This window comes from Pseudomonas sp. AU11447, assembly GCF_001672555.2.
Classification (GTDB): Bacteria; Pseudomonadota; Gammaproteobacteria; order Pseudomonadales; family Pseudomonadaceae; genus Pseudomonas; species Pseudomonas nitroreducens.
The window spans coordinates 14,509-32,954 of the sequence record NZ_LZDG02000087.1 but is presented as its reverse complement, the minus strand read 5'-3'; the positions used below and the strand labels follow the sequence as shown (position 1 = coordinate 32,954).

At 63.8% G+C, this 18,446-nt stretch carries 19 protein-coding genes; 3 read left to right on the top strand and 16 right to left on the bottom strand.

Annotated elements, in window-relative coordinates; all coding sequences use genetic code 11:
• Positions 1–32: 32 nt before the first annotated feature.
• From ispH to murJ, 6 genes are all read right to left on the bottom strand, one after another.
• Complete coding sequence (gene ispH, locus A6723_RS27755; RefSeq protein WP_054909934.1) at positions 33–977, bottom strand: 4-hydroxy-3-methylbut-2-enyl diphosphate reductase; 945 nt, start codon at positions 975–977, stop codon at positions 33–35.
• A gap of 97 nt (positions 978–1,074) precedes the next feature.
• Positions 1,075–1,512 (bottom strand): FKBP-type peptidyl-prolyl cis-trans isomerase, encoded by a 438-nt coding sequence (gene fkpB, locus A6723_RS27750; RefSeq protein WP_054909933.1) that lies wholly within the window; start codon positions 1,510–1,512, stop codon positions 1,075–1,077.
• The gene (gene lspA, locus A6723_RS27745) at positions 1,505–2,014 is read right to left on the bottom strand and encodes a signal peptidase II (RefSeq protein ID WP_054909932.1); all 510 of its coding nucleotides are present in this window, start codon (positions 2,012–2,014) and stop codon (positions 1,505–1,507) included. The genes fkpB and lspA overlap by 8 nt, the downstream gene beginning before the upstream one ends.
• A complete protein-coding gene (gene ileS / locus A6723_RS27740; protein ID WP_054909931.1) occupies positions 2,007–4,841 on the bottom strand; it encodes an isoleucine--tRNA ligase in 2,835 nt (944 codons plus the stop codon). Before ileS ends, lspA begins: the two co-directional genes overlap by 8 nt.
• 21 nt (positions 4,842–4,862) lie before the next feature.
• Positions 4,863–5,801: a bifunctional riboflavin kinase/FAD synthetase gene (ribF, locus tag A6723_RS27735; protein ID WP_054909930.1), complete on the bottom strand. Its 939-nt coding sequence runs from the start codon at positions 5,799–5,801 to the stop codon at positions 4,863–4,865.
• Positions 5,802–5,907: 106 nt separating this feature from the next.
• Positions 5,908–7,446: a murein biosynthesis integral membrane protein MurJ gene (gene murJ, locus A6723_RS27730; protein ID WP_054909929.1), complete on the bottom strand. Its 1,539-nt coding sequence runs from the start codon at positions 7,444–7,446 to the stop codon at positions 5,908–5,910.
• Between the two features lie 253 nt (positions 7,447–7,699).
• On the opposite strand from murJ, the gene rpsT reads away from it, so the two are divergent.
• Positions 7,700–7,969: a 30S ribosomal protein S20 gene (rpsT, locus tag A6723_RS27725; protein ID WP_009617555.1), complete on the top strand. Its 270-nt coding sequence runs from the start codon at positions 7,700–7,702 to the stop codon at positions 7,967–7,969.
• 130 nt (positions 7,970–8,099) lie between these two features.
• Here the strand turns inward: rpsT and A6723_RS27720 are convergent, their stop codons facing one another.
• From A6723_RS27720 to rplU, 5 genes are all read right to left on the bottom strand, one after another.
• Complete coding sequence (locus tag A6723_RS27720; RefSeq protein WP_054909928.1) at positions 8,100–8,555, bottom strand: CreA family protein; 456 nt, start codon at positions 8,553–8,555, stop codon at positions 8,100–8,102.
• An 11-nt stretch (positions 8,556–8,566) separates the two neighbouring features.
• On the bottom strand, positions 8,567–9,685 hold the full coding sequence (gene proB, locus A6723_RS27715) for a glutamate 5-kinase (protein ID WP_054909927.1): 1,119 nt from the start codon (positions 9,683–9,685) through the stop codon (positions 8,567–8,569).
• Between the two features lie 61 nt (positions 9,686–9,746).
• Entirely contained in the window at positions 9,747–10,967 is a 1,221-nt protein-coding gene (gene cgtA / locus A6723_RS27710; protein WP_054909926.1) for an Obg family GTPase CgtA, read from the bottom strand.
• A 158-nt stretch (positions 10,968–11,125) separates the two neighbouring features.
• Entirely contained in the window at positions 11,126–11,383 is a 258-nt protein-coding gene (rpmA, locus tag A6723_RS27705) for a 50S ribosomal protein L27 (RefSeq protein WP_017521622.1), read from the bottom strand.
• A gap of 23 nt (positions 11,384–11,406) precedes the next feature.
• Positions 11,407–11,718, bottom strand: a complete 312-nt coding sequence (gene rplU, locus A6723_RS27700; protein WP_015475683.1) for a 50S ribosomal protein L21 — start codon at positions 11,716–11,718, stop codon at positions 11,407–11,409.
• A 242-nt stretch (positions 11,719–11,960) separates the two neighbouring features.
• Here rplU and A6723_RS27695 point away from each other — a divergent pair, with 242 nt between their 5' ends.
• Positions 11,961–12,929, top strand: coding sequence for a polyprenyl synthetase family protein (locus A6723_RS27695; RefSeq protein ID WP_054909925.1), 969 nt, complete (start codon positions 11,961–11,963; stop codon positions 12,927–12,929).
• A 170-nt stretch (positions 12,930–13,099) separates the two neighbouring features.
• The gene (locus A6723_RS27690; protein WP_024763077.1) at positions 13,100–13,324 is read left to right on the top strand and encodes a hypothetical protein; all 225 of its coding nucleotides are present in this window, start codon (positions 13,100–13,102) and stop codon (positions 13,322–13,324) included.
• A 169-nt stretch (positions 13,325–13,493) separates the two neighbouring features.
• Here the strand turns inward: A6723_RS27690 and A6723_RS27685 are convergent, their stop codons facing one another.
• From A6723_RS27685 to A6723_RS27665, 5 genes are all read right to left on the bottom strand, one after another.
• Entirely contained in the window at positions 13,494–14,111 is a 618-nt protein-coding gene (locus A6723_RS27685) for an FKBP-type peptidyl-prolyl cis-trans isomerase (RefSeq protein WP_054909924.1), read from the bottom strand.
• Positions 14,112–14,219: 108 nt separating this feature from the next.
• The gene (locus A6723_RS27680) at positions 14,220–14,516 is read right to left on the bottom strand and encodes a DUF6482 family protein (protein WP_037014909.1); all 297 of its coding nucleotides are present in this window, start codon (positions 14,514–14,516) and stop codon (positions 14,220–14,222) included.
• Between the two features lie 126 nt (positions 14,517–14,642).
• Entirely contained in the window at positions 14,643–15,137 is a 495-nt protein-coding gene (locus A6723_RS27675) for a TIGR00645 family protein (protein ID WP_054909923.1), read from the bottom strand.
• A gap of 201 nt (positions 15,138–15,338) precedes the next feature.
• A complete protein-coding gene (locus A6723_RS27670) occupies positions 15,339–15,680 on the bottom strand; it encodes a hypothetical protein (RefSeq protein WP_054909922.1) in 342 nt (113 codons plus the stop codon).
• 146 nt (positions 15,681–15,826) lie between these two features.
• On the bottom strand, positions 15,827–18,352 hold the full coding sequence (locus tag A6723_RS27665) for a Lon protease family protein (RefSeq protein WP_054909921.1): 2,526 nt from the start codon (positions 18,350–18,352) through the stop codon (positions 15,827–15,829).
• Positions 18,353–18,446: the final 94 nt, after the last annotated feature.

Genomic DNA, 18,446 nt, shown 5'->3' with positions numbered 1-18,446 from the left:
CGGGCTTTTTTCTTGCCAGGACTTATCCGCGCTCAGAGCGCCTTGACGCGTAGTTCCTTTGGCATAGAGAAGGTAATGCTCTCCTCTCGCCCGTCGAGTTCAACTTCAGGCTCCGCCCCCCAATCGCGCAATTGCTGGATCACGCCGCGCACCAGCACTTCCGGGGCCGAAGCGCCGGCGGTGATACCGATGCGCTGCACGCCATCGAACCACTCCCTCTGCATGTCCTCGGCGCCGTCGATCAGGTAACCAGGCGTGCCCATGCGCTCCGCCAGTTCACGCAGGCGGTTGGAGTTGGAGCTGTTCGGGCTGCCAACCACCAGCACCAGGTCGCACTGGTCGGCCAGTTCCTTGACGGCATCCTGGCGGTTCTGGGTGGCGTAGCAGATGTCGTTCTTGCGCGGGCCTTGGATATGCGGGAATTTCGCGCGCAGGGCGTCGATCACCTTTGAGGTGTCGTCCATCGACAGGGTGGTCTGGGTAACGAAATGCAGTGCCTCCGGATTGCGCACTTGCAGCGCGGCAACATCCGCCTCGTCTTCTACCAGGTAGATGGCGCCGCCATTGGAGTCGTCATACTGACCCATGGTGCCTTCGACTTCCGGGTGGCCTTCGTGGCCGATCAGGATGCACTCGTGGCCGTCGCGGCTGTAGCGCACGACTTCCATATGCACCTTGGTCACCAGCGGGCAGGTGGCGTCGAAGACTTTCAGGCCGCGGTTCTCGGCTTCCTTGCGCACGGCCTGGGAAACGCCGTGGGCGCTGAAGATGACGATAGTGTCGTCCGGCACCTGGTCGAGCTCTTCGACGAACACGGCGCCGCGGTTGCGCAGGTTCTCCACCACGAACTTGTTGTGCACCACTTCATGGCGCACGTAGATCGGCGGGCCGAAGACGTCGAGGGCGCGGTTGACGATCTCGATCGCCCGGTCGACGCCGGCACAGAAGCCGCGGGGATTGGCGAGTTTGATTTGCATGGTGGCCTCGGGTGCTACGCAAGCCGGCCCACGAGGGGCCGGTAGGAATACTTCGCCTGGTGCGAAACGGCCCGCAGCGTGCGGGCCGCCCGCTCATTCAGGCTGGCTGTACATCGATGATATCGACTTCGAAGGCCAGTGTTTTGCCGGCCAGCGGATGGTTGAAGTCGATGGTGACGTGCTGCTCGTCGAATTCCTTGACGATGCCCGGCAGCTCGGTCTTGGCGGCATCGTTGAAGATCACCAGCAGGCCCTCGGCCAGCTCCATGTCCTGGAACTGGTCGCGCGGCATCACCTGCACATTGGCCGGGTTTGGCTGGCCGAAGCCCGCTTCCGGTTCGATGGTCAGCGTGCGCTTGTCGCCGGCCTTGAGGCCGAACAGTGCCTGCTCGAAGCCCGGCAGCAGGTTGCCGTCACCGACCTTGAAGGTGGCCGGCTGCTTGTCGAAGGTGCTGTCGACGACGTTGCCGTCTTCGAGCTTCAGGGCGAAATGCAGGGTGACTTGGGAATCACCACCAATACGGACATCAACCATTGGCGGTCTCTCCGGAGTTTTTCGATTTGAACATGTCCAGCGCCAGCATGATGGCGCCGACGGTGATGGCACTGTCGGCCAGGTTGAAGGCAGGGAAGCGCCAGCGGTCTTGCCAGTGGACGAGGATGAAGTCCACCACGTGGCCCAGGATCATGCGGTCGTACAGGTTGCCGAGCGCGCCGCCCAGCACCAGGGCCAGGGCGATGGCCAGCCAGGTCTCGCCGCGCTTGAGGCGCTTGAGCCAGACCACCAGCACGACGCTGACCACGATGGCGATCAGGGCAAACAGCCAGCGCTGCCAGCCCGAGCTGTCGGCGAGGAAGCTGAACGCGGCGCCGGTGTTGTAGGCCAGGGTCCAGCTGAACAGGTCCGGGATGACCACGATCTGCTGGTACATGGTCAGCTCGGCCTGGAAGAAGGCCTTGGAGACCTGATCCAGGACGAACACCAGCACGGTAATCCACAGCCAGGGCAGGCGACCGAAGCGATCGGCATTAGGCATAGTGACGAACCTCGCCGGCACCTTCGATGTTCTCGACGCAGCGGCCGCACAGTTCCGGGTGCGCGGCATTGCTGCCGACGTCCGCGCGGAAGTGCCAGCAACGGCCGCACTTGGCGTGGGACGACTTCACGACCTGCAGTTTCAGGCCCGGCAGTTCACTCGCTACCGCATCGGCGGGCGCTGCGGACAGCGGCGCGACGGTGGCAGCGGAAGTGATCAGCACGAAGCGCAGCTCGTTGCCGAGCTTCTCCAGGCGCTTGGCCAGGGAGTCTTCAGCGTAGAGGGTGATCTCGGCCTGCAGGTTGCCACCGATGGTCTTGGCGCTGCGCAGGTTCTCCAGTTCCTTGTTCACGGCGGCCTTGGCAGCCATGACCTCGTCCCAGTAGGCGCGATCCAGTTCGGCGTCGGCCGGCAGTTCCGAAAGGCCGTCGTACCAGGTGGTCAGCATCACCGACTCGGCGCGCTCGCCCGGCATGAAGCTCCAGATTTCCTCGGCGGTGAAGGCCATGATCGGCGCGATCCAACGCACCAGGGCCTCGGCGATGTGGAACAGCGCGGTCTGGCAGGAACGGCGGGCAACGCTGTTCGCCTGGGTGGTGTACTGGCGGTCCTTGATGATGTCCAGGTAGAAGCCGCCCAGCTCCTGCACGCAGAAGTTGTGCACCTTGGAGTAGACGTTCCAGAAGCGGTAGTCGCGGTAGGCCTCTTCCAGCTCGCGTTGCAGCTGCAGCGCGCGGTCGATGGCCCAGCGGTCCAGGGCCAGCAACTGGTCGTTGGGCAGCAGGTCCTTGGCCGGGTCGAAGCCGGACAGGTTGGACAGCAGGAAGCGCGTGGTATTGCGGATACGACGGTAGGCGTCGGCGCTACGCTGCAGGATGGTCTGCGAAACGGCGATCTCGCCGGAATAATCGGTAGACGCGACCCACAGGCGCAGGATGTCGGCGCCCATGCTATCGATCACGGTCTGCGGCACCACGGTGTTGCCCAGGGACTTGGACATCTTGCGGCCGGACTCGTCCACGGTGAAGCCGTGGGTCAGCAACTGGCGGTACGGCGCGTGGCCGTCGATGGCGCAGCCGGTCAGCAACGAGGAATGGAACCAGCCGCGGTGCTGGTCGGAGCCTTCCAGGTAGAGGTCGGCGGCCGGGCCGCTGGCGTGGCCCAGCTCGGCGTGGGAGCCGCGCAGCACGTGCCAGTGGGTGGTGCCGGAGTCGAACCAGACGTCCAGGGTGTCGTTGATCTTGTCGTACTGCGCGGCTTCGTCGCCCAGCAGTTCGGCGGCGTCGAGCTTGAACCAGGCTTCGATGCCTTCTTTCTCGACGCGCTGGGCAACTTCTTCCATCAGCTCGACGGTGCGCGGGTGCAGCTCGCCGGTGGCCTTATGCAGGAAGAACGGGATCGGTACGCCCCAGTTGCGCTGACGCGAGATGCACCAGTCCGGACGGCCGGCGATCATGCCGTGCAGGCGCGCCTGGCCCCAGTTGGGCACGAACTCGGTTTCGGTGATGGCTTCCAGCGCGCGCTCGCGCAGGGTGGCGCCGGTCTGCGGCTGCTTGTCCATGCCAACGAACCACTGTGCGGTGGCGCGGTAGATCAGCGGGGTCTTGTGGCGCCAGCAGTGCATGTAGCTGTGGTTGATGGCCGCGTGCTTGAGCAGCGCGCCAACTTCGTCGAGCTTGGCGACGATATTCGGGTTGGCCTTCCAGATGAACTGGCCGCCGAAGAACGGCAGGTCGGCCACGTACACGCCGTTGCTCTGCACCGGGCTGAGGATGTCGTCGTTGACCATGCCGTACTGCTTGCAGGTACGGAAGTCGTCCTCACCGTAGGCCGGCGCGGAGTGAACCACGCCGGTGCCAGCGCCCAGTTCGACGTACTCGGCCAGGTAGACAGGCGAGAGGCGCTCGTAGAACGGATGACGGAAGCGGATCAGGTCCAGCGCTTCGCCTTGTGCGGTGGCAATGACCTTGCCTTCCAGGCCATAACGCTGCAGGCAGGATTCGACCAGATCTTCGGCCAGCACCAGCAGGCGCTCGCCGGTATCGACCAGCGCGTAGGTGAATTCGGGGTGGACGTTCAGCGCCTGGTTGGCCGGAATGGTCCAGGGGGTGGTGGTCCAGATGACGATGGCGGCCGGCTTGGGCAGGCTGGCCAGACCAAAGGCGGCGGCCAGTTTGCCTTCGTCTTCCACCGGGAAGGCGACGTCGATGGCGTCGGACTTCTTGTCGGCGTATTCAACCTCGGCTTCAGCCAGGGCGGAGCCGCAGTCGAAGCACCAGTTCACCGGCTTCAGGCCCTTGAACACGAAGCCCTGCTTGACCATCTCGGCGAGCGCGCGGATTTCGCCGGCCTCGTTGGAGAAGTTCATGGTCTTGTAGGGATTGTCCCAGTCACCCAGCACACCCAGGCGGATGAAGTCGGCCTTCTGCCCTTCGATCTGCTCGGCAGCATATTCGCGGCACAGCTCGCGGGTCTTGTCCGCCGGCAGGTTCTTGCCGTGGGTGGTCTCGACCTTGTGCTCGATCGGCAGGCCGTGGCAGTCCCAGCCCGGCACATAAGGGGCGTCGTAGCCAGCCAGGGTCTTGGAGCGGACGATGATGTCCTTGAGGATCTTGTTGACCGCGTGACCGATATGGATGCTGCCGTTGGCGTAGGGCGGGCCATCGTGCAGGATGAATTTCGGGCGACCTTCGCCAATCTTCCGCAGCTTCTGGTACAGGCCAATGTCGTTCCAGAGCTTAAGGGTTTGCGGCTCGCGCTGCGGCAGCCCGGCTTTCATCGGGAAGTCGGTTTCGGGAAGGTTCAGAGTGGCTTTGTAATCGGTCATCTCAGGGCCTGTTCAGGATCTTCAATCAAGCGGTTGGCCCAGCCAGTAGGCCCGGGCGGCGGCGATGTCGGCGAGGATGGCCGCCTTGAGTGCCTCGAGCGAGGCAAAACGCTGCTCATCGCGCAGCTTCTGGTGGAACGTGATATCCAGGTGCTGGCCGTACAGATCGCCGGCGAAATCCAGCAGATGCACTTCCAGATGGGGCCGACCGTCGCCATTCACGGACGGCCGGGTGCCGATGTTGGCAACCCCGTTGCGACGCTGGCCAGCCACGAGAGTGCTGACCAGGTAGACGCCATTGAGCGGCGCCTTGCGGCGCTTGAGCTGGATGTTCGCAGTGGGCGAACCCAGGGTGCGCCCCAGCTTCTGCCCGTGCAGCACGCGGCCGCTCAGGCGATACGGGCGACCCAGCAGGCGTTCGACCATGTGCAGGTCACCGTCGGCCAGGTCTTTGCGGATACGCGAGCTGCTGACGCGCATGCCGTCGACTTCCACCGTGGTCGCGGCTTCGACGGTAAAGCCCTGCTCCGCACTGGCATTCACCAGGAAGGCGAAGTCGCCGGAGCGGTCACAGCCGAAGCGGAAATCATCGCCCACTTCCAGATGGCGGACCCGCAGGCCTTCCACCAGAACCTGGCGGACGAACTCGGCGGCCGACAGCTCGCGCAGGCGGCGGTTGAAGGCCAGGCAGAGCACGAAATCGACGCCGTACTGACGCAGCAATTCGAGCTTCTCGCGCAGGCGGCTCAGGCGCACCGGCGCGGCATCGGGCGCGAAATATTCGCGCGGCTGCGGCTCGAAGATCACCACGCAGCTGGGTACGCCCAGCTCCAGCGAACGCTCGCGCAGACGCCCCAGGATCGCCTGGTGGCCGAGATGGACGCCGTCGAAGTTACCGATGGTGGCGACACAGCCCCCGGACAGGGGCCGCAGGTTGTGAAGGCCTCGAAGCAGCTGCATAGCGCGCGTATTGCTCAGAAAGTGGTCGATTATACCCGCACCCGCCGCGGCGCGACAGGCAAAATGCCGTCGCCGCAAACGGATGCAATGCTTTACCCGGCGAAGGCTACAGCACCGCCCGGCGGGAAAAGTCCCGCAGGCGGAAGCCCAGGAGCGCCAGCATACCGAAATAGGCGACCACACCGGCCACCACCAGCGCGCCCAGGCGCACCAGGCGAATCGGCATGCCGCCCTGATCCCAGGCTGGCATGAAGTGCATCATGCCGATCAGCACGGCGCACATCACCAGTACAGCTACGACTAATTTGGCGATGAACCTGCCCCAGCCGGCCTGCGGCTCGAACAGTTGCTGCTTGCGCAGTTGCCAGAACAGCAGCCCCGCGTTCAGGCAGGCCGCGAGACTGATCGCCAGGGCCAGGCCCGCATGCTTGAGCGGACCGATGAACACTAGGTTCATCAGCTGGGTGGAAACCAGGGTGAACAGCGCGATCTTCACCGGCGTCTTGATGTTCTGCCGCGCGTAGAAGCCCGGCGCCAGCACCTTCACCAGGATGATGCCGAGCAGGCCGACCGAGTAGGCGATCAGCGCGCGCTGGGTCATCAGGGCGTCGTTGGCGCTGAACTTGCCGTACTGGAACAGCGCGACGGTCAGTGGCTCGGCAATCACCGCCAGGGCCAGGGAGCACGGTAGCACCAGCAGGAAGCACAGGCGCAGCCCCCAATCCATCAGGCGCGAGTACTCGTGGCGGTCATCGCTGGCGTAGGTCTTGGCCAGCGACGGCAGCAGGATGGTGCCCAACGCCACGCCGAGAACCCCGGACGGCAACTCCATCAGTCGGTCGGCGTAATACATCCACGACACCGAACCCGCCACCAGGAAGGAGGCGAAGATGGTGTTGATGATCAGCGAAATCTGACTGACCGAGACGCCAAGGATCGCCGGCCCCATCTGCTTCATCACGCGCCACACGCCGGAATCGCGCAGATTGAGGCGCGGCAGCACCAGCATGCCGATCTTCTTCAGGTGCGGCAGCTGGTAGAGCAGTTGCGCAAGACCACCGGCCAGCACAGCCCAGCCCAGCGCCATGATCGGCGGGTCGAAGTAAGGCGTCAGGAACAGCGCGAACAGGATCATGCTGACGTTCAGCAGGGTCGGCACGAAAGCCGGCACCGAGAAGCGGTTCCAGGTATTGAGGATCGCCCCCGCCAGGGACGCCAGCGAAATCAGCAGGATATAAGGAAAGGTCACCCGCAGCAGGGAACTGGTGAGCTCGAACTTCTCCGGCGAGTCGACGAAGCCGGGCGCCGTCACCCAGATCACCCAGGGCGCGGCAAGGATGCCCAGCGCCGTAACGACCGCCAGGATCAGGGTCAGCAAGCCGGACACATAGGCAATGAAGGTGCGCGTCGCCTCCTCGCCCTGCTGGGTTTTGTACTCCGCCAGGATCGGCACGAACGCCTGGGAGAACGCGCCCTCGGCGAAGATCCGGCGCAGCAGGTTGGGCAGCTTGAAGGCGACGAAGAAAGCGTCGGTGGCCATGCCGGCGCCAAACATGCGGGCGACTATGGTGTCGCGCACGAAGCCGAGCACCCGCGAGATCATGGTCATCGAGCTGACCGCGGCCAGCGACTTGAGTAGGTTCATAGCGTCCAGAACTGGTAGAATGGCCGCCCCTGCCGGGCACGGCACTGGCCTAGAGCGATTGCTCGACTGCCAGGCGAAGCGCAGCAGTGTAGGGCTGCGGGGCGAATAAATCACCCCATCCGCCGGAGAGCGTGCGCCTGTCGCACCGCTCGTCGGAGGCAGCTCATACCCTTGACAAGGCCTTGATGCAACGGCATTATTCGCGGCCTTAATTTATTCGCAACATCCCAAGTTTTTTTCGAGGAGCTCGACGGTGGCCAACACACCTTCCGCCAAAAAACGCGCCAAACAGGCTGAGAAGCGTCGCAGCCACAACGCCAGCCTGCGTTCCATGGTTCGTACCTACATCAAGAACGTAGTCAAAGCAGTCGACGCCAAGGACCTGCCGAAGGCCCAGGCCGCTCTGGTTGCTGCCGTACCGGTCATCGACCGCATGGCCGACAAAGGCATCATCCACAAGAACAAGGCCGCTCGCCACAAGAGCCGCCTGAACGCCCACGTGAAGGCTCTGGCCACCGCGTAAGCGTTCCGTTCTTGAAAAACCGGCCTCAGGGCCGGTTTTTTATTGCCTGCGATTTGCCTGCCTGACACTTATCCACAGGACGGCTTCCTTCAGGCAAAAAGAAAGGGCGGTCAATCCGCCCTTTTCCTTCTTACTTCTCAGGCCACGGCATGATCGGAATCGCCGTCACCGCGTTCTGCGGACTACCCTCGATCACCCGGTCGCTGTAGACCAGATAGACCAGTGCATTGCGCTTCTTGTCGAAGAAGCGCACCACCTGCATGGTCTTGAACACCAGCGAGGTGCGCTGCTGGAACACCACCTCACCATCCTTAAGCTCGCCGGCAAAGCGGATCGGCCCGACCTGACGACAGGAGATCGACGCCTCGGCGCGATCCTCCGCCAGCCCCAGCCCGCCCTTCACACCACCGGTCTTGGCCCGGGACAGATAGCAACTTACACCCTCCACCTTCGGATCGTCGAAGGCCTCGACGACAATCTTGTCGTCCGGCCCGACCCACTTGAACACGGTGGACACTTCGCCGACCACATCGGCCCGCGCCAGCGCCGGCAACAACAGCAGTGCTGCGATCAATCCCTTGCGCATGCGCACACTCCTCAGACGAGAACCAGGTTGTCGCGGTGCACCAGTTCCGGCCCATCAACATAGCCCAGCAGGCCCTCGATGGCATCGGTCGGCTGGCCAATGATCTTCTGCGCCTCGAGTGCGCTGTAGTTCGCCAGTCCGCGAGCGATTTCGCGCCCCTGCTGATCCACACAGACGACCATCTCACCGCGACGGAAACTGCCCTGCACGGCCTTCACACCGACCGGCAGCAAACTCTTGTGATCCTGAGCGACAGCCTTCACCGCACCATCATCCAGCACCAGCGTGCCGCGCATCTGCAGGTGACCGGCCAGCCACTGCTTGCGCGCCGCCTTGCGGCTCTGCTCGGGAGTCAGCAGCGTGCCGAGACGCTCACCAACACGCAGGCGATCCAGCACACGCTCGATACGACCGCCAACGATGACGGTATGCGCTCCGGAACGCGCCGCCAGACGAGCCGCACGCAGCTTGGTCTGCATGCCACCACGACCCAGCGCACCGCCAGTACCGCCAGCGACCGCATCCAGCGCCGAATCATCGGCACGGGCTTCGAAAATCAGCTGCGCGTCGGGATTATTGCGCGGGTCGGCATCGAACATACCGTCACGATCGGTGAGGATCACCAGCAGATCAGCCTCGACCAGATTGGCCACCAGCGCCGCCAGCGTGTCGTTGTCGCCGAAGCGGATCTCATCGGTGACCACGGTGTCATTCTCGTTGATCACCGGGATCACGCCGAGATCGACCAGCGTGCGCAGGGTATTGCGCCCGTTCAGGTAGCGTTTGCGGTCGGACAGGTCATCGTGGGTCAGCAACACCTGCGCGGTCTGCAGGCCATGCACAGCAAAGCTGGACTCCCAGGCCTGCACCAGCCCCATCTGCCCCACGGCAGCGGCAGCCTGCAGCTCATGCATGTCACTAGGTCGGGAAACCCAACCCAGGCGACTCATGCCCGCTGCGACGGCGCCCGAGGACACCAGCACCAGCTCGACGCCCGCGCAATGCAGCGCGACCATCTGCTCGACCCATACCGCCATGGCGTCGCGATCCAGACCGCGACCATCAGCGGTCAGCAACGCACTGCCAATCTTGACTACCCAGCGCTTGGCGCCAGTGACCCTCTCACGCATACCCTCAACCTTAGAAGTCAGGCTTCACACGTTTCATCCGGACCGGCGGGCGCCGCTCCGATCAAGGCACGTAGAAGATTTCCGGCCCATCGCCGTCGTCTTCGTCATCCTCGAAATCATCGTCATCCACATCGTCGGCATTCTTCAGGCCGGCGCGGCGCAGGGCACGGGCATCGTCCAGCGCCTGCAGACGGGCGCGAGCCTCGTCCTCGATGCGCTGATCCAGCGCCGCCAGGGCTTCACCGAAGGCCGGCTCCTCCTCGATGCGCAAGGTACGCTCGTCGAGGTACTTCATGATGTCCTGGCTCAGCTTCTCAGTGCCCTCGCGCTCCAGCGCAGAGATCACGTAGACCGGACCTTCCCAGCCCAGTCGCTCGACCACGGCCTGCTTGCGACGCTCCTGCTCCTCGGGCTCGAGGATCTGGTCCATCTTGTTCAGTACCAGCCAGCGGTCGCGCTCGGTCAGCGCCGGGCTGAACTTCTCCAGCTCATGGACAATGGTTTCCGCGGCATCGGCCGGGTCGCTTTCATCCAGCGGCGCCATGTCGACGATGTGCAGCAGCAGGCGGGTACGCGCCAGGTGCTTGAGGAAACGGATACCCAGGCCGGCGCCTTCAGCGGCACCTTCGATCAGGCCGGGAATGTCGGCGACCACGAAGCTCTTGAAGCGACCGACACTGACCACGCCCAGGTTCGGCACCAGGGTGGTGAAGGGGTAGTCGGCGACCTTCGGCTTGGCGGCGGACACCGCACGAATGAAGGTGCTCTTGCCGGCATTCGGCAGGCCGAGCAGACCAACGTCCGCCAGCACCTTCAGCTCCAGCTTCAGATCACGCGCATCCCCAGGCTTGCCTGGAGTGGTCTGGCGCGGCGCGCGGTTGGTGCTGGACTTGAAGCGGGTATTACCCAGACCGTGCCAGCCACCCTGGGCCACCATGATGCGCTGACCGGCAACGGTCAGGTCACCAATGATTTCCTGGGTATTGGCATCGATGATGGTGGTACCGACCGGCACGGGCAGGACGAGATCGTCACCCTTGGCCCCGGTGCAGTCCTTGCTGCCGCCGTTCTCGCCACGCTGGGCGTCGAAGCGACGGGTGTAGCGGTAGTCCACCAGGGTATTCAGGTTCTCGTCGGCCTCGAGGAACACCGAGCCGCCGTCACCACCGTCACCGCCGTTGGGACCGCCTTTCTCGATGAACTTCTCGCGGCGAAAGCTCATGAGGCCGTTGCCGCCGTCACCGGCTTTCACGTGGATGGATACTTCGTCGACGAATTTCATTGCGAACGCCTCCCGCCTCGCGGCGGGTTGAAAATAAGAAAAGGAGCATAGGATACAGCCAAGTCCGCGCAAACGCCCGAACCGACAGCACCTCGCCTGGAAACGCCAGAAACAAAAAAGCCCCGTCGCGAGACAGGGCTTTTTCAGTGAGAGCTCGCTTAGGCAGCGACGACGCTTACATAGCGACGGCCAAAGGCGCCTTTCACTTCGAACTTGATCACGCCGTCGACTTTAGCGAACAGGGTGTGATCCTTGCCCATGCCAACGCCGTAGCCAGCGTGGAACTGGGTGCCGCGCTGACGCACGATGATGTTGCCTGCTTTGACAGCCTGGCTACCGAACAGCTTCACGCCAAGGCGTTTGCTTTCTGAGTCGCGGCCGTTGCGGGTACTACCGCCAGCTTTTTTGTGTGCCATGAGTCAATTCTCCTGAAGAGGAATTAGGCCTGGATGCCGGTGATCTTGATTTCAGTGAACCACTGGCGGTGGCCCTGACGCTTCATGTGGTGCTTGCGGCGGCGGAACTTGATGATGCGCACTTTGTCGTGACGACCGTGGGAAACCACTTCTGCAGTCACTTTCGCGCCTTCTACCACCGGCAGGCCGATCTTGACGTCATCGCCATTGGCAACCAGCAGGATGCGATCCAGGTTGATCGCTTCGCCGGTGGCGACGTCGAGTTTTTCGACCTTGAGGAATTCGCCTTCGGTGACTTTGTATTGCTTGCCACCAGTAACAATTACTGCGTACATCTGGATGTCTCCGTTAGACCTGCTCACCCGACGCTTTATAGAAAGAGGAATCGGTCGGCATGGCTGCATGGGGCCGGAAAGGACGCCCGTGCAATTGCGTAAGGCAGGATATGCCAGGGAAGTTCGGGGCCGCGATTCTACGCAAACACTCGGCGCGGATCAAGCCCCATGGGGCCTCGCCTTGACAGGTATTCCCCGCGGCACCTAGCATGCCGCGCAATCTACGAGGAGCGCTGTCTTTAATGCAACCCCAGGCTTTCTATCGCGTGGTGGCGGACGACTTCACCGCCGTCGACGGCATCATCCGTCGCCAACTCACTTCCCGCGTTCCCCTGGTGGAAAAGATCGGCGACTACATCATCTCCGCTGGCGGCAAGCGCCTGCGCCCGCTGCTGGTGCTCCTCTCGGGCAAGGCACTGGGCTATTCGGGCGACGACCTGAAGCTGCTGGCCGCCACCATCGAATTCCTGCACACCTCCACCCTGCTGCATGACGACGTGGTCGACGCCTCCGGCCTGCGCCGCGGCCGCGCCACCGCCAACGCCCAGTGGGGCAACGCACCGAGCGTGCTGGTGGGCGACTTCCTTTATGCGCGCTCCTTCGAAATGATGGTGGAACTGGGCTCCATGCCGGTGATGCGCATCATTTCCCAGGCCACCCGCGTGATCGCCGAAGGCGAAGTGCTGCAGCTGTCCAAGGTCCGCGACGCCAGCACCACCGAAGAAACCTACATGGAAGTCATCCGCGGCAAGACTGCGATGCTCTTCGAGGCCTCGACCCACAGCGCCGCTGCGCTGGCCAACGCCCAGCCGGAGCAATCCGAGGCACTGCGTCTGTTCGGTGATGCCCTGGGCATCGCCTTCCAGCTGGTGGACGACCTGCTCGACTACCGCGGTGACGCTGCCAGCCTGGGCAAGAACGTTGGCGACGACCTCGCCGAAGGCAAGCCCACCCTGCCGCTGATCGCCACCATGCGCGATGGCACCCCGGAGCAGGCTGCGCTGGTACGCAAGGCCATCCAGCAGGGCGGCAGCCAGGACCTGGAAGGCATCCGCGCCGCCGTGGAAGCCGCCGGTGCTCTGGACTACACCGCCAACCTGGCACGCGAGTATGCCGCCCGCGCCATCGAGCACCTCAAGGCGCTGCCAGACAGCGAATACCGAGCCGCACTGATCGAACTGGCGGAATTCTCGGTCGCCCGCACGCACTGATCCGCCGTTTCACAAAGGCCCGCCCCGGTTCGCCGCGGCGGGCTTTTTGTTGCCTGTCCGTTGATCGGGAACAACAGAACGTCACCGGCGCGAAATTTTTTCCAATTCAGGCTTGCTATTGAGATAATAAGAATTATTCTCATTAAAAGATCTGCACGGAGGAACATGCCATGACCTACATGATCGACGCCTGGCTGGATCGCCCGCACCCCTATCTGCGCATCCTGCATCGGGACACCGGGGAAGTCTGCGCGGTGCTGGAAGAAGAGGCCCTGGATGAGTTACGCGAACAGGGCGGCCTGGAGCTGTCCGAACTCAGTACCAGCGAACCGCTGGTGCTCAAGGAACTGGTGCGCAACCTGTTCCTGTTCTGTTACGCCCGCGCGCTGCGCTAGTCGACCACAACCACGGCTGTAGGAGCGAATGCAGTGTAAAGATTGCGGCGGCGCAGGACGCGTCGCCGGTGCTCCGCCGCCCGGGAGGCGGATGCACAAAGGGGCGCCGAAGCGCCCCTTTTCCTGCGGAGCGGCCAGGGATGGCACTCCGCAGTGAACCCTCGTGGGATCAGAGGATTTCCAGCAGCTCGACGTCGAACACCAGCACGCTGTGCGGCGGAATGCTGCCGACTGCCTGGCCGCCATAGGCCAGCTCGCTCGGCACATGCAGGCGCCATTTGCTGCCGGCGTTCATCAGTTGCAGGGCCTCGACCCAGCCGGCAATCACGCCGCCCACCGGGAATTCGGCAGGCTGGCCGCGCTCGTAGGAGCTGTCGAAGACGGTGCCGTCGACCAGGGTGCCGTGGTAGTGGGTGCGCACGGTGTCTTCGCGGGACGGCTTGGCGCCTTCGCCGCTGACCAGCACTTCGTACTGCAGGCCGGACGGCAGGACAGTGATGCCTTCGCGCTTGGCGTTTTCCACCAGGTACTCGCGGCCGACGGCGGCGGCAGCTTCGGCTTTGGCCTGGGCTTCTGCCTGCATGCGCTCGCGGATCACCTGGAAGCTGGCGGACAGGGCTTCGCCCGGAACACGGCTTTCGGCGCCGGCGTAGGCGTCGGACAGGCCAGCGAGGATGGCGTCGAGGGTCATGCCCGGGACCGGGTTCTCGCGCAGCTGGTCGCCCAGCTGACGGCCGATACCGTAGCTGACGCGGGCTTCGTCGGTGGAAAGATTGAGTTCGCTCATGGCGGCGCTCCGCTGGGGGTTCAAAAAAGGGCCGCCAGCCTAGCACAGATGCACCGCCGCCCCCACCGCGCAAGCCTCGCGCAGCGGGACGTGCCCAGCGCCCGGAACCTAATGCAGCGGGATGGTCACACCCGCGCCGATGTCGCGCTCATCGTCCATGCCGCACATCTCGTCGTGCACCACGGCATGTACCAGATGGAAGGGAACATTGGGCAACGCGCGGAGCACTTCTCGCGCATGGGCAACGGAGCGCACGCTGATGACATGCCCGGCCTCGTCCTGGACTGGATAGAAGCGCGCGCCCATGCGTGCCTCCAGCACGTAGATATCACCCTCCAGCGACACCAGGTTGATCTCGTCGATGTCGCCGGCGACGGAGCGGCTGGTCAGTTCCTGCAGATTCATGTGCTGCACCTCCTGCGGATTGATCCCCGCGGAAAGTCTTGACCAGCAGGCGCTCACCGCAAGGTGAAAACGCAACCGCCCGTCCGTTTTGCAACGGCCGGGCGGCGTGGATGGCGCAGCAGGGCGTCAGTGGTCGTGGCGCGTAGCCTTGTCCAGGTAGCCCATGGCGAAGGCCGAGAGGACGAAGGTGAGGTGCATGATCACGTACCACATCAGCTTGTTGTCTTCGATGTTCTTGGCGTCCATGAAGATGCGCAGCAGGTGAATCGAGGAAATCGCGACGATGGAGGCCGCCACTTTGTTCTTCAGCGAACTGGCGTCCATCTTGCCGAGCCAGCTGAGCTTTTCCTTGCCTTCGTCGATATCCAGCTGCGACACGAAGTTTTCGTAGCCGGAGAACATCACCATCACCAGCAGGCCGCCGACCAGGGCCATGTCGATCAGCGACAGGATCACCAGCACCAGGTCAGCTTCGGCAATGGAAAAGATGCCGGGCAGGATGTGGAAGATTTCCTGGAAGAACTTGATGGTCAGCGCCAGCAGAGCCAGCGACAGGCCAATATAGATGGGCGCCAGCAGCCAGCGCGCGGCGTACAGGGAATTCTCGATGAATCGTTCCATGGCTCTCGTAGGAAAAGTCTTGGGAAAGGGCCGCCGCAGTATAGCGGAAGGCTTTTGCGAGTTATCCCGGCTTTCTATGGATAAATATGTCTGTGGATAAATAGGGGGCGGCCACGGTATGAAACCGCAGCGGCCTGGCGCCCCGCGGCCTCCAGCGGATCGTGCAGGGACTACCCAATCGCTCTCTCCGCATTGGGAGCCTCAACCTTCGGGGCGGAACTGGACGTTGCCGACATGGCGCGAACGCTCGCCGTTCAGGCGGCGCAATTCGCCTTGCAGGTGCAACTGCCAGATGGGGGGATCGTCCGCCACGATGTAGCCCTGCTGGGCCAGGCAGTCGGAGATTGCTTCCAGCACACCTTCGGCCACGAAAGGCCCGCAGAACGGGCCCTGCGCCTTGATGGCGGTGGGCTGCGCACCGGACATGCCGGCAGCGCACAACAAGGTCCAGAGTCCATTCTCTCCGGCCAGCGGCCTGATCTCGCACTCGATGCGCGTGGTCAGCCCCAGACAGGGGCGGATAAGGCAGAGGTTACGCGGCATGGCGGCACCCTCGCGGTTGTCCTGAGATTGAGACTACACCCAGGTTCTGACACGCGAAAGTGCGGATTTATCCGGCTATCTTGCGGGCAACGGCATGAAAATGGCGCCGGTGGAATGTCCCGACCGGCGCCCTGCCCTGGCCGCACTCAGTCGGCGTCTTTCTTCTTGCGGGCACGTTCCTTTTTCACCGGAGCCTGGTCGACCGGAGCTTTATCTACTGGGGCCTTCTCCACCGGCGCCTTCGGCTTGCTGGCGGGCTTGGCGGCGGGCTCCTTGGCCGGCTTTTCCTTTTCTTCCTCGTCCATGCCCAGTTCGGAGATTTCCTTCAGGCGTTCGACGACACGGGCGTTGACGCTGCCCTTGGGGAAGTGCCCCTTGGCATCCGGCGCACCCGCCGGCTCGCCGACCAGCAGGCTCAGCGCCTCGTCGGCCTGGCGCACGGCGTAGATATGGAATTGGCCGTTGCGCACCGCCTGCAGCACGCGCTCGTCGAGCATCAGGGTGGCGACGTTGGCGCGCGGGATGATCACGCCTTGTTCGCCCGTCAGGCCACGAGCCTCGCAGAGGCGGAAGAAGCCTTCGATCTTCTCGTTGACCCCGCCGACCGCCTGCACTTCGCCGAACTGGTTGATCGACCCGGTGATGGCGAAGCATTGGCGCAGCGGCGTGCGCGACAGGGCGGAGATCAGCGTGCAGACCTCGCCCAGCGAGGCGCTGTCGCCGTCCACGTAACCGTAGGACTGCTCCAGCGCGATGCTCGCGGAAATCTCCAGGGGGAATTCCTGGGCGTAGCGGCTGCCGAGGTAGCCGGTGAGGATCATCACGCCCTTGGAGTGGATCGGCTGGCCGAGGTTGACCTCGCGCTCGATGTCGACGATGCCGCTGCCGCCCGGATAGACGGTGGCGGAAATGCGCGCCGGCATGCCGAAGGCCGAGTCGCCGACTTCCAGCACGGTCAGGCCGTTGCACTTGCCCACCGCAGCGCCTTCGCTGTCGATCAGGATGATGCCGGCGAGAATGTCGTCGAGAATCCGTGCCGAGACGCGGCCAGTGCGGGTTTCCTTGGCTTTCAGGGCACGCTCGATGTGGCCCAGGTCGGTCACTTCCTGGCCGGCCAGCTGGCGGATGAAGTCCGCTTCGCTGACCAACTGGAACAGATCGCCGATGCGCGCGGAAAGGCGGCCCTGGTGTTCGGCCAGGCGAGCACTATAGGTGGCCAGGCGCGCCACGGCTTCACGGGTGAGCGGCGCCAGGCCTTCTTCCGAAGTGCGGGTCTTGAGCAACTGGGCGAACTGTTCGAGGCTGTCCTCGGCGAGCGGGATGTCCTCGTCGAAATCCACCAGCACGCGGAACATTTCCTGGAAGTCCGGATCCAGGTCCTGCAGCGTGTAGTAGATCTGCCGCGAGCCGATGATGATCACCTTGATGTGCAGGGGGATCACCTGGGGCGTCAGGCTCATGGCGGTCAGGCGACCCAGCTCGGCCAGGGGCGACTCCATCTTCAACTGGCGCGATTGCAGTGCGCGCTTGAGGGCATCCCAGACGAATGGCTCGCTGAGCAGTTTCTCTGCCTCCAGCACCAGGAAACCGCCGTTGGCGCGGTGCAGCGCACCGGGGCGCAGCTGGCGGTAGCTGGTGTAGAGCGCGCCCTGGTCAGAGGCGTACTCGATACGGCCGAACAGGTTGTCGTAGGTCGGGTGCGACTCGAACACCACCGGTGCGCCACCGGTCGCGTGGTGGGCGATCGCCTGGTTAGGCGCGTACTGCTCTTCCAGGCTCTGCTTGCGCTGCGGGTCGGTACGCTCGGAGTCCACCAGCTGGTCGACCACGGTCTTCAGCAGGTTGAGCTGCATGGCCTGCAGGTAGGCGCTGACCCCGGAGTTGTTGTTGTACTTCTCCACCAGCGGCGCCAGCAACGGCTGCAGCGCCAGGGTGATGGTTTCCTCGTTGAGCTGGCGCAGTTGGTTGCTGGACTCGCGCTTCCACTGCGGCAGGCTGGAGAGCTCCTCGTTGAGATGCTCTTCCAGGTCGGCGATATCGGCGTGGAAGCGCTCGCGCTCCTCTTCCGGCAGTTGGGCGAACTCGGCCTCATCCAGCGCCTTGCCGTCCTTCATCGGGGTGAATGCGATGTTCGCGCTGTCGCGGTACAGGGCGACTTCCTTCTCCAGGGCCAGGCGCTCGACGGTATCCAGGGCCTTGTCGTAGCGCTGGTTGAAGGCGCGATCGATGGCGCTCTTCTTCTGCTGGTAGGCCGGGTTCTCGAACACCGAGGGGAAGGTGGACAGCAGGTTGTCGATCAGGTGATCGATATCGGCGCCGAACTCGGCGGCACTGCCCGGCGGCAGCTCGATCACGCGTGGTTCGCGGGAGTCGTCGAAGTTGTTGACGTAGACCCAGTCGGCCGGAGTCGGCAGGCGTTTGCCCTCGGCCTTCAGGTAGCGCTGCACGAAGGAGAAGCGGCCCGTACCGGGCTCGCCCATGACGAACACGTTGTAACCCGGACGCGGCATCGCCACACCGAACTGCAGCGCCTCGACCGCGCGCTCCTGTCCGAGCACGCCCAGGAAAGGCTCCAGTTCTTCGGTGGTCTTGAAGGGAAACTGTTCGGGAGTGAAGGGGCGGGTCAGTTCATCGGGCGCCAGGCGCAGGCCGGCAGCAACGGAATCGGGCATTGGAGGTCCTTGCTTCGAGCGGCGCGAGGCCGCGGAGATTCGTCCGCATTCTCGCGCCGCCCGCGCGCCACTGGCAAGGCAGTATTGGTGACAG

What these genes read in the sequence shown, in the direction of transcription:
- ispH (WP_054909934.1), bottom strand. Translation starts at nt 977, where the DNA reads ATGCAAATCAAACTCGCCAATCCCCGCGGCTTCTGTGCCGGCGTCGAC.
- fkpB (WP_054909933.1), bottom strand. Translation starts at nt 1,512, where the DNA reads ATGGTTGATGTCCGTATTGGTGGTGATTCCCAAGTCACCCTGCATTTC.
- lspA (WP_054909932.1), bottom strand. Translation starts at nt 2,014, where the DNA reads ATGCCTAATGCCGATCGCTTCGGTCGCCTGCCCTGGCTGTGGATTACC.
- ileS (WP_054909931.1), bottom strand. Translation starts at nt 4,841, where the DNA reads ATGACCGATTACAAAGCCACTCTGAACCTTCCCGAAACCGACTTCCCG.
- ribF (WP_054909930.1), bottom strand. Translation starts at nt 5,801, where the DNA reads ATGCAGCTGCTTCGAGGCCTTCACAACCTGCGGCCCCTGTCCGGGGGC.
- murJ (WP_054909929.1), bottom strand. Translation starts at nt 7,446, where the DNA reads ATGAACCTACTCAAGTCGCTGGCCGCGGTCAGCTCGATGACCATGATC.
- A6723_RS27720 (WP_054909928.1), bottom strand. Translation starts at nt 8,555, where the DNA reads ATGCGCAAGGGATTGATCGCAGCACTGCTGTTGTTGCCGGCGCTGGCG.
- proB (WP_054909927.1), bottom strand. Translation starts at nt 9,685, where the DNA reads ATGCGTGAGAGGGTCACTGGCGCCAAGCGCTGGGTAGTCAAGATTGGC.
- cgtA (WP_054909926.1), bottom strand. Translation starts at nt 10,967, where the DNA reads ATGAAATTCGTCGACGAAGTATCCATCCACGTGAAAGCCGGTGACGGC.
- rpmA (WP_017521622.1), bottom strand. Translation starts at nt 11,383, where the DNA reads ATGGCACACAAAAAAGCTGGCGGTAGTACCCGCAACGGCCGCGACTCA.
- rplU (WP_015475683.1), bottom strand. Translation starts at nt 11,718, where the DNA reads ATGTACGCAGTAATTGTTACTGGTGGCAAGCAATACAAAGTCACCGAA.
- A6723_RS27695 (WP_054909925.1), top strand. Translation starts at nt 11,961, where the DNA reads ATGCAACCCCAGGCTTTCTATCGCGTGGTGGCGGACGACTTCACCGCC.
- A6723_RS27690 (WP_024763077.1), top strand. Translation starts at nt 13,100, where the DNA reads ATGACCTACATGATCGACGCCTGGCTGGATCGCCCGCACCCCTATCTG.
- A6723_RS27685 (WP_054909924.1), bottom strand. Translation starts at nt 14,111, where the DNA reads ATGAGCGAACTCAATCTTTCCACCGACGAAGCCCGCGTCAGCTACGGT.
- A6723_RS27680 (WP_037014909.1), bottom strand. Translation starts at nt 14,516, where the DNA reads ATGAATCTGCAGGAACTGACCAGCCGCTCCGTCGCCGGCGACATCGAC.
- A6723_RS27675 (WP_054909923.1), bottom strand. Translation starts at nt 15,137, where the DNA reads ATGGAACGATTCATCGAGAATTCCCTGTACGCCGCGCGCTGGCTGCTG.
- A6723_RS27670 (WP_054909922.1), bottom strand. Translation starts at nt 15,680, where the DNA reads ATGCCGCGTAACCTCTGCCTTATCCGCCCCTGTCTGGGGCTGACCACG.
- A6723_RS27665 (WP_054909921.1), bottom strand. Translation starts at nt 18,352, where the DNA reads ATGCCCGATTCCGTTGCTGCCGGCCTGCGCCTGGCGCCCGATGAACTG.